We start from the raw sequence: 14042 nt of genomic DNA, 5'->3' as shown, positions 1-14042 counted from the left end.
AGTGTATTATATAGATTTACTGTTGGGTGTCAAACAGTATTTACCACTTTTTTAGATATTTTTTCGATTTTTATTAGAATATCTAGCAAGCATTTGTTTTTATTGATTTTATATTTTCATATAAAATCAATGTTTTTTAGATTTAATGCTTATTTATTGGCTAATGCTTGCTCGATGTCATTTTTGATGGCTTCTGGCTTGGTCGTTGGTGCATAGCGGTCAATCACCTGACCTTTGCTATCGACTAGGAACTTGGTGAAATTCCACTTGATACCATCTGTCAGCACACCACCTTTTTGTTCCTTAAGCCATTCATAGATAGGATGAGCATCTGCGCCATTGACATCAGTCTTTGCCATCATCGGAAAGCTAACACCATAATTCTTTTGGCAAAACGCGCCAATCTCATCGTTGCTACCTGGGTCTTGGCCACCAAATTGATTACAAGGAAAACCGACGACCACCAGTCCTTGATCCTTATATTGTTGATATAGCGACTCTAAGCCTTCGAACTGCGGCGTAAATCCACATTTGCTTGCGGTATTGACGATTAATAATACTTTATCTTGATAATCTGAAAAAGCTTGCGAGCTACCATCCATTCGCTCAGCCGTAAAATCATAAATTGTACTCATCATTTATCCTTAAATTGAGAGTTTTATTGTTTTGGGTGTTTATGCAGTGTTTCTGTTTCTATCATACACATAATAAAACTATTGAAAAGGAAGTACCTTGTACTTCCCTTTCACGTTTCTAATACTACTTAGCCTACTTACTTCTCAGACTTATCTAAATCGATAGATACTGAGTTGATGCAATAGCGCATACCTGTTGTCTCGGTAGGACCATCAGGGAATACATGACCTAAATGGGCGCCGCAGTTGCTGCAAGTGACTTCGGTGCGAGTCATGCCTAGCGAGTTATCGACGTGCTCTTCAATCGCGCTGTTATCAATACCTTGATCAAAACTTGGCCAACCACAGCTCGCATCAAATTTATTGCTTGAGTCAAATAAGCTTGCACCGCAGCCTTTACAACGGTAAACGCCATCATCTGTCGCATCATTATATACACCTGTAAATGGGCGTTCAGTGCCCTTCTCACGCATAATATGATACTCATCAGCGGTTAAACGCTCTTTCCAGTCAGCTTCAGTCAACTGGCTGATCTCTTCTTTGCTTAGTTGATTGTCTTGCATAATTTATCCTTATTCGAGTATTTATTATCTAATCTCGGTAACTATTTTATCGCCATATGATTATGAGAACGACGTGCTCTATCTGTTGGTTGTCGACGCACTATTCAAGGCATATATAAGAAAAGTACTCTCTATATTGTGAGATAGAAAGCATGATTGAAGAGATTGACTGAGCTAAATATAGCAAATTAATTTTAGATAATGATGGATAAAGATGTAATTTCGATATCTATACATTTTATAGTCTATATAAGAGATTTAGAGCCATACAAATATAAACCGAATGTTAATTGCAAGATATACTTGCAAATACTAATAAAGATGATTGTAAAACCATTTGCAAATTAACTATCAATGCAATAATATCTTGCATTAGTGTTTAACTAAAATGTTTAATATATCTCTACTCTGAATAATTACTGATTAACAAAGGCTCATATAACAATGTCTGACGACAATGGCAAAGGTACGCAAGCGGAACGACTGGTACAGTTGCGCCGTGACAAAGGATTTACTGCTGAGCAGCTAGCGCAAGCCATGACAGCCGCTGGTGCAAAAGTGAGCCGTGGTGCTATCTCAAACTGGGAGCGCGGTACCAATGGCATTGTCTCATCCAAGCTGCCTACACTTGCGCGTATTTTGGGCTGTAGTGAAGGATATCTGTTGCGCGGCGAACTCAATAATGAGGCTATTTATGCAGACGAGTCGACATCATCTATAGAGCGCAATGAACATCAAGAAATAGGCTCGACTTCACATCCTCAGCCAGATATTAAGACAACTGATGATCAATCGACGACAACTTCTACTGCTGGTAAAGACTCAAAAACCAATTCGATAACCAATCCGAAAAACGGTCATGCTATGAACACTATAAAAAAATCTGATAAATTACAAAACGTTTGCTATGACATTCGTGGTCCTCTATTGCAAACTGCTAATAAGATGGAAGCAGAAGGCAAACGTATATTAAAACTAAACGTGGGGAATCCAGCGCCTTTTGGTTTAGAAGCCCCGCATGAGATTTTACGCGATGTCGCTATGAACTTATCTGAAGCGACTGGCTATTCAGACTCACAGGGGATTTTCTCAGCGCGCAAAGCCATTTTGCAATATTACCAGTCTAAAGGGTTGTTATCGGCCGTTGACGTACGTGATGTATATTTGGGCAATGGGGTTTCTGAGCTTATTGTCATGACCATGCAGGCGTTGATGAATGATGGCGATGAAGTCCTGATTCCAATGCCAGACTACCCGCTTTGGACTGCCGCGGCCAACCTCGCTGGCGGTACTGCTGTGCACTATCGCTGTAATGAAGAAGACAACTGGCACCCTGATATTGAAGATATTAAGTCTAAAATTACGAGCAAAACGAAAGGTATCGTGGTTATTAACCCGAATAACCCAACAGGTTCACTTTATAGTGATGAGCTATTAAAGCAAATCATCGAAGTCGCTAAAGAGCATGATTTAGTCATCATGGCTGATGAAATTTACGACCGTATTCTCTATGACGATAATGTACATACGCCAATGAGCACCTTAACTGACGACGTGCTAGTACTCTCTTACAATGGCTTGTCGAAGTCACATCGTATTGCAGGTTTTCGCTCAGGTTGGATGATGGTATCAGGCCGCAAACAGCACGCAGCTGACTTTATTGAAGGCTTAGATATGCTAGCATCCATGCGCCTTTGTTCTAACGTGCAGGGACAGTATGCCATTCAAACAGCGATGGGTGGGCATCAGAGCATGCAAGACCTGACTTCTGAAAAGGGTCGCCTATATAAGCAACGTGAAATGGCAGTCTCACGTCTTAATGCTATCAAAGGTATTTCTTGTACCATGCCTCAAGGCGCGTTTTACTGTTTCCCAAAAATGGATCCAGAGGTCTATCCTATCACCGATGATATGGATTTTATGATGGACTTGCTCGTTGAAGAAAACGTATTGATGGTTCAAGGTAGTGGGTTTAACTGGGACAGACCTGACCATTTCCGTCTGGTGTTCTTACCTAACTTACTTGACCTAGAAAATGCGATGGATAGATTGGACAGATTTTTTGCGAAGAAACGTAAGCAATTTGGTACCGAGTAAATCTTCATACATCATTAAAAAAACGCTTATCGGCATGATGCTGATAAGCGTTTTTTATTGCGTTGAACCTAGTTATTAAAACTCAATTATGATAATTCACTGATAAAAACAGCGCATTAAAATATGTTGCTCAATACGAGATAACTGATGGCTGACATAGTAGCCGCTGCAGGCAGCGTCACAATCCAAGCCAAACCAATCGGCTTCATAAGCTTCCAGTTCGTATCTCTGTTGACGATACCGATACCCAGTACCGCACCTACTAGCGTGTGAGTACTTGATACAGGCAGACCCATAGTCGATGCGCCCATTACAACAGCAGCAGCAGCTAACTCAGCTGAGAAGCCTGAAGCTGGATGCATTTTCGCTAGATTGGTACCAACGGTTTGAATTACTTCTTTACCAATGAACCAAAGACCAACGATTAATGCTACACCAAAAGTCAGCATGACAGCAGGTGGCACGGCAGCTTCAGTAGCGATACTATTAGTACGAATCACATCCATAATGGCGGCAAAAGGACCAACCGCATTGGCGATATCGTTTGAACCATGACTAAAGGCAAAAGCTGACGCGGTAAAGACCTGCATCCAGCTAAACATAATGAACGTCGCTTTGGTCAAATCTTCTTTGTGCTTACCGCGAATACTCTTGGTATAGATATAGGTCGCTAACCATACTAGCGCCGCTATCATACCCATAATCAAGAAGCCCTGCAGTGTGGTCAGGCCGCTATTAACATTTTTTAGACCTTTAAAGACGACTAGAGAAGTCATCACCGCACCACCTGCGGCAGCAATGATAGGTACCCATTGCTTAAGTGCTTTTAGAGTATCAAGGCTACTGCGCTCATTCTCAATATCATAAAGCTTTTTGTAGTAATCAGTTTCTAGGTCTTCAACGACACAATCGTCATCTTTATAGATTTCCTGATCACGTAACATCGCTGACGTATAGGCCAATTGCTCAGACTCTGTCAAACCATCCAAAAACTCTTTATGGTTTTGCTTTAAGACCTTTTTATTGCCTTTTAGCGTCGCAATATAAGCTTCGGTTTTATCATTATATTCAATGATGTTTTTCTTGATTTGTCCATATAAAAGATAAGACAACACGCCACCTAGTAGCGGCGACAATACCCAAGAAATAGCGATGGTTCCAACCGTTCCCCAGTCTACCGTTGATAGCGCCATGTCCGTACCACCTAACGTGATACCTAAAACAATGGAGCTACCAATCACACCGCCAATAATGGAGTGAGTGGTCGAAACAGGCAAACCTTTTTTGGTTGCAAATAACAGCCAAAATGCTGCTGCAACCAATGCGGAGAGCATGACATAAATGAACTGATTGGGCGTCACTGATAGACCATCTAGATCGACAATGCCGCTTCGAATCGTATCAGTCACCTCCCCGCCTGCAAGGACTGCCCCCGATACTTCAAATATCGCAGCAATACCCAATGCTTGCGGGATAGTCAACGTCCCTGCACCCACCGAAGTACCAAAGGAGTTGGCGACATCGTTACCACCAATATTGAATGCCATAAAGACACCAAAAGCGGTCGCCACGATGAATAGCGTCGTTTGCTGACGCATGGTGTAATCTAAACCCCACCACAAAAAGTAGGAAGTCATCGCAATCAGTAAAATGGCAAAAAATAGATTGATTCTCATAGAGCCAACTGGCTTGACTGACTCTGTAGAACTGCTGCTAATACCCATACGTTAGTACGTCCTGCGTAAGCTGATTAAAATTATATGAGGTTGATAATATTGCGCTGCTACTCACAGTGCTTATTGCAGCATCTAATGAAGTAGCATATATAAAATATACAACATGCGATTAGAAGGTCTTAAACTGACTAGAGCGAAAGTAAATAATATATCCTTCAACATGTCACAAAGCCGCAAGTGATATTGCCAAATCGTCTGATTACAGCATCTTGCGGCTTATATATTTCTTAGCGATATTTGTGGTACTACTAACAGCTATTGTAACAATTTTTGTCGTAATTATTAAGTTATCTATGCTAAATAACTAAAACACGTTGATTGCTAAATTAAAACTATTATTTAGCAGAAGCTGTTTTGCGCTCTATTATATTAAATATGAGCACATAATGCATGATGATATTGCGAGATTTGTAACTGCTAGTGTATACGGACAAGACCACACTCTGTAAAAGACAGGATAACTCGAATATGTTTCGAGCCATCCTACTTAGGAAATACTTGAAAAATACAGCTATATAAACCTATAAGAGCCCTTAAAACTCATTCATTTTTGAGAACTATTTGCTTTCAGAAAATGCAGACAACTGCTCAATAGCATGATCTAACACGTCTAAACGCGCTTGACGTTTTTCATTGGTCGCAATAACACACCATGGCGCTGTCGTTGTATCCGTGCGCACCAGCATATCTGCTGCAGACTGCACATAGTCTGACCATTTATCACGGTTACGCCAGTCATCATCTGTCAGTTTAAATTGCTTATGCGGTGTTTCTTGACGATCTTCAAACCGTTTAAGCTGCTCTTTTTTATCAATCGCTAGCCAATATTTGATAACCAACGTTCCTGCTGCTGCCAAATCTGCCTCGAAACGATTAATTTCATCATATGCTCGTTGCCATTCATTAGGAGACGCAAATCCTTCGATGCGCTCAACCAACACACGCCCATACCAAGTACGATCAAAAATGGCGATACGGCTAATACGATTGGTTTGCTCGTCAGGCAATCTTGTCCAGAAACGCCACAAGTAAGGATGCTGAGTCTCATACAACATCGGCGCGCCAATATTATAAATTTGATACTCGCGGGGATCTAGCGGTGCGACCAACCTCTTGATTGCACCGCCCTTGCCAGCAGCGTCCATTCCTTCAAAGGCAAACACAACATGCCGGCCTTGGCGTGCACGTAACAATTCAGCGAGCCTTGCCTGCTTCTCTGCCAATGCCTCACGATAGTCGGACTTACTGATTTTTTTATCTTTAATAGACGTCAGTTGCTTAGGTATCGGTGCAGGTTCAAACTGTTTTTGTTTAGTATCTGAGTTAAGTTTCAGTGTCTTGGACTGGGAATCGTTTTCTGACGTTTCCTTGTCATTGTCGTTGCCATTATCATTGGTATCTGTCTGACTACTCGCCAGCGCGGTTTGCATAGCGTGTAGCACCAAGTGACAAAAGTTATCAGCGGCCTCTAACTTATCATCACCATCAATGATGACCCAATCATCCTGTTGACGCAGCAAGGTCGCAGCCACCTCATTAAACTTCTCGATGACTTGCTTGTTGTTCCAGTCAATTTGATACAAAAACTGCGGATCTGCTTCATCATCCTTTAAGCGACTGTGCAACGTTTCGATATCAACATGAAACCAACATTTTAATAATTTGGTTTGATTGGCAATGAGATCTTTTTCAAATGCTTTTAGCGTGTCTAACTGCTGCTGTAGATAGTCTTGCCACTGAGCAATAGGAAGCGAATTTTTATCTGTTTGACCTTTATCATTTGATAATGCTTCAAGGTTCTCACTATCTGATGTCGCCAGTCGCATGACGTTGTATAATAAATCAGCATACCAATTGCCGAAATATACCATGACGTCACCATGACGCGGCATGGCGCTAGTATGTGCTTGCCAAATAGGTTGATAGTTCAATGGCGAATGACCAATAGTGGCCTCAACTTTAAGCAGTCTTGGATCTACCCATTGCCGTAACTGCTTAACGGCTGTACCTTTACCTGCCTGCTCCATCCCATTAACTAGTACTAACAGACCTGTTGGTTTATTGAGGGTCGGCGGCGTTTGCTGGCGAGTGGCTTTTAAAGCATACTGAGCTGTTACCAATGCCAATCTAAGCGAATCCTCATCCAGTGAAAACTGACTTAAAGGATTGGGCTTTAGACGCTGCTCCACAACTTGCTCACTAAATTGTGTACTTACCGCTTGTAGTGCTTTTGGTTCAGTAGTATCATTTTTTTTAGACATGATTACACTCGCTATTATTGTTGTTGGGCTGCTTTACTAATGAATGACTTATGGGATAGCTATTAATAGGACAACTTTCCATATTTCGACCTCATCACTCATTTTTATCTCATTTAATCATAGCACTGCACCAATTGAGTAAATAATATTGCTGTGTAACAGATTGGTATTTGTATTCTTAATTATTTTCTTTTAAGGTGAACACAATTTTGGGTATAGGATAGAACAGTTGTTGAAAACCTTATAACCCTAAACCACTATATTTAAAACAACCATACTTAAATTTGATCACCCTATTTACTTCTACAGGATTTACAGCCATGACCGCTTTAGCTGATTTACAACAGCATTTGACACGTTTTTGGGCGATGCCTCATCACCAAAATGATATATTGAAAGCCAAGCTTAATGAAGTACAAACATGGCAACAAGTACGTATTCGTCACACTCATCGCGAGCTATTTGAACAGCCAAAAAACCAGTTAATGGCAGATTACTTTTTAACAAAACTATATGGTGGCGATGAGTTCGAGATGCTAGCCAAACAATTGGCACGTATTCTTCCAAAAGCGAAAAAGTTAGAACGTCTTGCCAAAGAATCAGCTCTAGAAGCTGGTAGTATGGGCATCCAAGCAGCAATTTTAGCTATTGAGTTAGATTTGCATTTGGCTCAGTGGCTACTTGCTCAGGATTTGCCAGTAAACGAAGAGAATATGCTAGCCGCCTACCGCGCTGTTGATGAAGAAGCCGAGCGCCGAGTTCAGATTGCTAATCTAAAAGACGTCTGTTATCGCACGGACAAGCATCTAAATTCGTTTATGCTCAAAAAAGCCTTCGCACTAGCAAAGAGCACAGCCTATCGTCATAACTTTCAACCACTTTATGACTTTATTGATGCAGGCTTTAAGGCCATGAAGCCCCTGAAAAGCGTCAGCGATTTTATCGAGCCATTCTGCAAGCGCGAACTGTCAATCGTTGATCAGGTGCATGATTCGGATAATGGCAGTAAGCCAGTAGCGTTTGGTGTATCATAAGCTCAATATGCTAAATGGCCAGTTGACGCTTACTATTTAACGACTTCCTCCGATAAAGACAATCATAAAAATAAATTCTAGGACAACATGATGACTGATATTTCAAAAGATAGCAGCGCTCCTTCTAATCAAGCTATAACGACTAATGGTCATTTGCAAGACAAACTGGTAAAAGACAGTATTGCTCATAATCAACAGATTAGCGCGCAGATATTACGTAATCAAACAACCAATGTCGTGCCGAGCAAGAATAATAGCGTTGCTAATGACGACAATAGCGACTTTACTAAAGTTCAAGACCTACCAACTGGAACGCCGCAAGGCCAACAAACCACTATGCCAAACAACGACAAAACGACTCGCACAAACCCTTCAGAGCAAACCATAAAACAAACGCTATTCAATCAGCGTGATGACATCAATAATCCGCACACGCCTGAAACAGATGGTAATGAGCAGACGCATTTTGGCTATAAGACCGTCAATAAGGCAGAAAAACAAGCACGTGTGGCTGACGTATTCACTTCTGTTGCCAAAAAATACGACATCATGAATGATTTGATGTCATTCGGTATTCATCGTCTGTGGAAACGCTATGCGATTAGTCTATCAGGCGTGCGTGCTGGTCAGCATGTCCTTGATATCGCGGGTGGTACAGGCGATTTAGCCAAAGTATTTAGCCGTGAAGTCGGTAGAAATGGCCACGTGGTACTATCTGATATTAATGCTGCGATGCTAGAAGTGGGCCGTGAGCGCCTAATCAATGCTGGTTGTAATAACGTTGACTTTGTATTAGCAAACGCTGAGACATTAGCACCATTTGATGACGAAAGCTTTGATTTGGTCACTATTAGCTTTGGTTTGCGTAACGTTACTGACAAAGATGCCGCGCTAAAGTCTATGTATCGCGTCCTAAAGCCAGGTGGTCGTCTATTGATTCTGGAATTCTCCAAGCCAGTCTTTGAGCCACTATCTAAAGCCTATGATTTGTATTCATTTACCGCACTGCCAGTGATGGGTAAGCTGATTGCTAATGATGCTGAAAGTTATCAATACTTAGCTGAGTCAATTCGTATGCATCCTGATCAGCAGACACTCAAGCAGATGATGCAACAGGCTGGTTTTGAAAACTGTGATTATCACAACTTGACTGCTGGTATCGTGGCTGTCCATCGCGGCTTTAAAGCGTAACGATAGAGTAAGATTGGCAAGACTATTACGTTTAATAGACCCTATTGAACCTAACACGAACATACTATGCGCTGATGCAGCTAATGCAAAGGCGCTCACTTAACGATGCGAGAGCCTTATGCTGACTGTCCTTCTATTAGCTAGTGCCGAAAAGCTAATTAACATTGCCATTGCTAGTGATGAGATTACCAAAGCAGGTTTAGCGCCGCTTGCAGGTAAGGTGTTACGTCTTAATATGGGACTGCCTGAGATTCATTTAGACATCCTGTTCACTCATGAGCGTTTACGCTTTGAGCCAGTCACGACGGAGAGCGTATTTGAGCCAAGTGGCCAGATGAATGAGCGCCAAAAAGCTAGCATGGAGCGCGCACGTTTTGGTCATAGTCGTCCAGATTGTACCATTACTGTAGATAATGCTGCTCAATTGCTCAATCTGATGCGCGGCGCGGAAGGCAACTTGCCAATCGCTGGCGATTACAAGGTGCTAATGCAGCTCAAACAACTGGTTGCAGGGTTTGATCCTGACCTAGCTGGACAGCTTGAACCATTTATCGGTAAACCAATGGCTAGCCAGTTACATCTCCTTATCTCTCAGCTTAAAGGTAGCTGGCGTCATAGTGCCAAACGTGCTTTTGATGACGTTAGTGATTGGGCTAATGAAGTGGCTGGCAATAGCACACCTGACCCTATTGAGGTCGCTGAAGCAAACGATCTTAAACAGCAATTGTTAAAATTACGTGCTGACGTCGAACGTGAAGAAGCCAAACTTGCTGCTATCAAAGAAGAGCAAGCGCAGTTTCTTAATAACTCGTTTCATCAATAGCCGATTGCCTCAATCATAAATGAACGCTATTACCGATGGCACTATTTATGATTATGCACAGCGCTTACCCCATTTTCGTCTTTGTTTAGAGTACTTAATCCCATGCTATTATCGCACCGCGCTCGTCTACTTGAGCTTTGGCGTATCGCCGCAATGTATCGCCTTGATACCCATTTTTCTATCGAAGAAGCACCGCAGCTGCAGCCTTTGGCGCGATTGATTCGCATGCATCCAGCAGCATGGGGCAAGAAGCACCAACCAAATGCGATTAAGTATGCGCTTGAGGACATGGGTACGCTGTTTTTGAAACTTGGCCAGTTACTCTCAACACGTCGCGACTTGGTACCGCCTGAGATTATCGCTCAATTGATTCAGTTGCAGGACAAAGTTAAGCCTTTTGACGCTGATATTGCTGTCGCTCAAATTCAGCACCCTAAACATGGTCTTGGCCAGTCTATTGAAACCTTGTTTGCTCGGTTCGATATCAAACCGTTAGCGGCCGCTTCTATCGCCCAAGTTCATACGGCTGCCCTACATGATGGGCGTGAAGTCGTGGTAAAAGTGGTTCGCCCCGATATTCGCACTGTGATTGTTTCTGACTTTGAGCTACTGCGGGAATTGGCAAGTTGGGCATCTGCGCGTATTGAAGCAGCACGTGCCGTTCATATCATCGATATTGTCGAAGACTATCGGCAAGTCATGCTCAACGAGCTTGATTTGACACTTGAGGCTGATAATACTACTCAAATGCGTAATAACTTCTTGGGTTCAGCACTGATGTATGTGCCTGAAGTTTATGACGCTGCCAAAAACGTGATGGTCATGGAGCGTATCCAAGGTGTCCCTATCTCACAAGTTGAGATGTTTGATCAGTTAGGTTACGACCGTGCAGCGCTTGCAGAAAAAGGCCTAACCATATTTTTCACCCAAGTCTTCCGTGATAACTTCTTTCATGCTGATATGCATCCAGGCAATGTGTTCGTAGAGACACCACCTGTGCAAACCTTACATGCAGGTATGGCAGCAGTTGATTTAGGTCATGAACCACGTTATATCGGGCTTGATTGCGCCATCATGGGCACTTTATCAAAAGATGATCAGCTCATCGTGGCGCGGATGTTACTTGCCGTAATGAACAATAACTTCACCGCCGTAGTTGATATTGTTAGCCGTGCAGGTTGGATACCACCAAACGCTGATAAGCATGCCCTGATGCGTGATATGAAACGTACCGTCGGCCCTATGCTACAAAAATCAATCGATGATATCGACTTCGCTGGCGTACTGATGCAGATTTTGGACATTGCGCGTAGACATCATATGAGTATCCCGCCGCAGCTGATGCTTTTGCTAAAAACCTTGGTCCATGTGGAAGGACTCGGTCGTGATTTATATCCTGATCTAGACATTTGGTCACTTGCCAAGCCAATTCTAAGCAGTTGGATTAAAGAGCAATTAGATCCTATGCGTAATCTACAACAGCTGCGCCAACAACTTCCTGAAATGCTCCTGTCTACTACTGATATTCCTAAACTATTAGATCAAGGACTACAAAGCCTTGCCTCACAGGGCTCTCGACAGGACAGTCAACTACGCGAGATACAGCAGATTCGCGCTGACATGCTAAACGACCGTCGTCGTGATTGGTTGGCACTCGCAGGGTTTGCTATTTTTATCGCTATCGCTACGCAAGTCATCGGCTGGCTATCACCTATATTTTATATACTGGCTGTTCTAGTGGTTGTTTGGCGAATTTTAGCTTAGAAATCAGATTTATTTTTATTCAATCAGTTCAGAAAATTTTCATAATTTCAGATTTAAACAAAAAAATGCGCCTACTTCTCATTAAAAGTAGACGCATTTTTTTATTGAATACTGATTACTATAACATCTGATCGATTGCCATCTGCGTCAGTACGCGGCCACGAGCAGTACGCAGCACATAACCTTGTTGAATCAAATACGGCTCAATCACATCTTCGAGCGTACCACGGTCTTCAGCCATCGCTGCTGCCACTGCTTCAACACCAGCAGGACCACCGTCAAAGCGCTCGTGCAATATTTCGATATAGCGTCTGTCTAGATGATCAAGACCGCGTCTATCCACTGCCAACATATCTAGCGCGCTACCTGCAATCGCGCCATTAATACTACCGTCGCCTCTTACCTCGGCATAGTCACGCACACGGCGTAATAGGCGGTTAGCAATCCTTGGTGTACCGCGTGCACGGCGCGCAATCTCTACAGCGCCATCTTCACTCATTGGTACACGCATTAGACGTGCTGCGCGACTGACAATCGTCGTTAGATCAGCGATATTATAAAATTCGAGTCGCTGTACAATCCCAAAACGGTCACGTAGCGGTGACGTCAATAGCCCTGCTCTAGTTGTTGCTGCTACCAAGGTAAACGGCGGCAAATCAAGCTTGATAGAACGCGCAGCAGGCCCTTCACCAATCATAATATCTAATTGGAAATCTTCCATCGCTGGATAAAGTATCTCTTCAATAACCGAGCTTAGACGGTGAATTTCATCAATAAACAGTACGTCACCCGCTTCTAGATTGGTCAGCATGGCCGCCAAATCTCCTGGGCGCTCAAGCACAGGCCCTGAAGTAGAACGCAAATTACCACCCATTTCACGAGCGATAATATTGGCGAGGGTCGTCTTGCCCAGACCCGGTGGACCAAATATAAGTGTGTGATCTAGCGCTTCGTCACGGCCACGAGCAGCACCGATGAACACTTCCATCTGCTCACGTACCACCGGCTGACCAATATACTCAGCCAATAATGCTGGTCGGATATTGGCATCAGGAGCGTCACTTGCACCTTCTAGCGGATTAATTAAACGATCTTGCGTCATAGAATTTATCATTATATTAAAAAATTAGTTAACAAATAGCATAACCAAACGCTGCGCATAAGTCATCCAAAACCTCATTAAGCGAGCACTAAAACGAAAATAAGCGACATTCAATGTCGCTTATTAATTTAATACATTATGTGGTTGTCATCGATAGACAGCTAATTAATATGAATTAAAAGCCAGATAGCTGCTGCAAAGTAGCTTTTAATAAGCCTTGAGTATCAGCAAAAGTATCTCCTTTACTCTTAGCAGCTTTAATCGCTAGCTGAGCTTCTTTTTCTTTGTAACCCAAGCTAATCAATGCGCCTTCCACTTCAGCTATGATACTACCTTCGTGAGAAATCGTAGTTTCCTGTGGTGTCAATTCAAACGTACCATTATCAACGTCGATATTCTTCAGCTTATCTTTTAGCTCAATCAATAAACGTTGCGCCGTCTTTTTACCGATGCCAGGGATACGAGTTAATGCCGTTTCCGACTCTTGCTCGACATGCATCTTTAGCTCAGCTGCTGACATTGCAGACAGCATTGCCAAGGCCATTTTTGCCCCCACCCCGTTAATTTTAATTAACTGGCGAAAGACATCACGTTCTTTTCGATCGATAAAGCCATAGAGCAACTGTGCATCTTCACGAACATGGAAATGTGTCCAAATGCTGGCTTGTTCATTAAGCTGTAACTGACAAAATGAAGGCAATGGCAGTTCGATATCATAACCCACACCAGAGGTCGTCATGATACAAGCCGTCGGTGCCATCAAATACTGCACCTGTCCGGTAATCAATCCAATCATTATTACGACCTCTTATGTAAGATATTATAAAATCTGCTGC

Annotated in this window: 11 protein-coding genes; 5 read left to right on the top strand and 6 right to left on the bottom strand. The window is 42.7% G+C overall.

The genetic code is table 11. The features are described 5' to 3' along the window. Positions 1–149: 149 nt before the first annotated feature. Both CXF61_RS02445 and msrB read right to left on the bottom strand, forming a co-directional pair. On the bottom strand, positions 150–635 hold the full coding sequence (locus CXF61_RS02445) for a glutathione peroxidase (protein ID WP_165597031.1): 486 nt from the start codon (positions 633–635) through the stop codon (positions 150–152). Positions 636–772: 137 nt separating this feature from the next. Continuing rightward, a complete protein-coding gene (gene msrB / locus CXF61_RS02440) occupies positions 773–1198 on the bottom strand; it encodes a peptide-methionine (R)-S-oxide reductase MsrB (RefSeq protein WP_057760931.1) in 426 nt (141 codons plus the stop codon). A 444-nt stretch (positions 1199–1642) separates the two neighbouring features. Here msrB and CXF61_RS02435 point away from each other — a divergent pair, with 444 nt between their 5' ends. Next, positions 1643–3295, top strand: coding sequence for an aminotransferase class I/II-fold pyridoxal phosphate-dependent enzyme (locus CXF61_RS02435; protein ID WP_165597030.1), 1653 nt, complete (start codon positions 1643–1645; stop codon positions 3293–3295). Positions 3296–3411: 116 nt separating this feature from the next. On the opposite strand, the gene CXF61_RS02430 is transcribed toward CXF61_RS02435, so the two are convergent. Together CXF61_RS02430 and CXF61_RS02425 are read right to left on the bottom strand one after the other, a co-directional pair. Next, positions 3412–5019 (bottom strand): inorganic phosphate transporter, encoded by a 1608-nt coding sequence (locus tag CXF61_RS02430; protein ID WP_102090468.1) that lies wholly within the window; start codon positions 5017–5019, stop codon positions 3412–3414. 569 nt (positions 5020–5588) lie between these two features. Then, on the bottom strand, positions 5589–7292 hold the full coding sequence (locus CXF61_RS02425; protein ID WP_165597029.1) for an ATPase: 1704 nt from the start codon (positions 7290–7292) through the stop codon (positions 5589–5591). 320 nt (positions 7293–7612) lie between these two features. Between CXF61_RS02425 and CXF61_RS02420 the strand changes: the two genes are divergently transcribed. From CXF61_RS02420 to CXF61_RS02405, 4 genes are all read left to right on the top strand, one after another. Continuing rightward, positions 7613–8326 carry an FFLEELY motif protein gene (locus CXF61_RS02420; RefSeq protein ID WP_102090466.1) on the top strand — a complete coding sequence of 238 codons (714 nt, stop codon included), beginning with the start codon at positions 7613–7615 and terminating at the stop codon, positions 8324–8326. Positions 8327–8416: 90 nt separating this feature from the next. Beyond that, on the top strand, positions 8417–9517 hold the full coding sequence (gene ubiE, locus CXF61_RS02415; protein WP_165597028.1) for a bifunctional demethylmenaquinone methyltransferase/2-methoxy-6-polyprenyl-1,4-benzoquinol methylase UbiE: 1101 nt from the start codon (positions 8417–8419) through the stop codon (positions 9515–9517). Between the two features lie 118 nt (positions 9518–9635). Further along, a complete protein-coding gene (locus CXF61_RS02410) occupies positions 9636–10340 on the top strand; it encodes a ubiquinone biosynthesis accessory factor UbiJ (RefSeq protein ID WP_165597027.1) in 705 nt (234 codons plus the stop codon). Between the two features lie 102 nt (positions 10341–10442). Further along, complete coding sequence (locus tag CXF61_RS02405) at positions 10443–12104, top strand: ABC1 kinase family protein (protein WP_165597026.1); 1662 nt, start codon at positions 10443–10445, stop codon at positions 12102–12104. A gap of 118 nt (positions 12105–12222) precedes the next feature. Here the strand turns inward: CXF61_RS02405 and ruvB are convergent, their stop codons facing one another. Together ruvB and ruvA are read right to left on the bottom strand one after the other, a co-directional pair. Continuing rightward, on the bottom strand, positions 12223–13206 hold the full coding sequence (gene ruvB, locus CXF61_RS02400) for a Holliday junction branch migration DNA helicase RuvB (RefSeq protein WP_057760949.1): 984 nt from the start codon (positions 13204–13206) through the stop codon (positions 12223–12225). Positions 13207–13381: 175 nt separating this feature from the next. After that, on the bottom strand, positions 13382–14002 hold the full coding sequence (ruvA, locus tag CXF61_RS02395) for a Holliday junction branch migration protein RuvA (protein ID WP_165597025.1): 621 nt from the start codon (positions 14000–14002) through the stop codon (positions 13382–13384). Positions 14003–14042: the final 40 nt, after the last annotated feature.

This window comes from Psychrobacter sp. 4Dc (assembly GCF_002836715.1).
GTDB lineage: Bacteria > Pseudomonadota > Gammaproteobacteria > Pseudomonadales > Moraxellaceae > Psychrobacter.
The sequence above is the reverse complement of the archived record's forward strand: the minus strand, read 5'-3'. Positions and strand labels throughout refer to the sequence as shown.

Coding starts and splice junctions, on each gene's coding strand:
- CXF61_RS02445 (WP_165597031.1), bottom strand. CDS start 635: ATGAGTACAATTTATGATTTTACGGCTGAGCGAATGGATGGTAGCTCG.
- msrB (WP_057760931.1), bottom strand. CDS start 1,198: ATGCAAGACAATCAACTAAGCAAAGAAGAGATCAGCCAGTTGACTGAA.
- CXF61_RS02435 (WP_165597030.1), top strand. CDS start 1,643: ATGTCTGACGACAATGGCAAAGGTACGCAAGCGGAACGACTGGTACAG.
- CXF61_RS02430 (WP_102090468.1), bottom strand. CDS start 5,019: ATGGGTATTAGCAGCAGTTCTACAGAGTCAGTCAAGCCAGTTGGCTCT.
- CXF61_RS02425 (WP_165597029.1), bottom strand. CDS start 7,292: ATGTCTAAAAAAAATGATACTACTGAACCAAAAGCACTACAAGCGGTA.
- CXF61_RS02420 (WP_102090466.1), top strand. CDS start 7,613: ATGACCGCTTTAGCTGATTTACAACAGCATTTGACACGTTTTTGGGCG.
- ubiE (WP_165597028.1), top strand. CDS start 8,417: ATGACTGATATTTCAAAAGATAGCAGCGCTCCTTCTAATCAAGCTATA.
- CXF61_RS02410 (WP_165597027.1), top strand. CDS start 9,636: ATGCTGACTGTCCTTCTATTAGCTAGTGCCGAAAAGCTAATTAACATT.
- CXF61_RS02405 (WP_165597026.1), top strand. CDS start 10,443: ATGCTATTATCGCACCGCGCTCGTCTACTTGAGCTTTGGCGTATCGCC.
- ruvB (WP_057760949.1), bottom strand. CDS start 13,206: ATGACGCAAGATCGTTTAATTAATCCGCTAGAAGGTGCAAGTGACGCT.
- ruvA (WP_165597025.1), bottom strand. CDS start 14,002: ATGATTGGATTGATTACCGGACAGGTGCAGTATTTGATGGCACCGACG.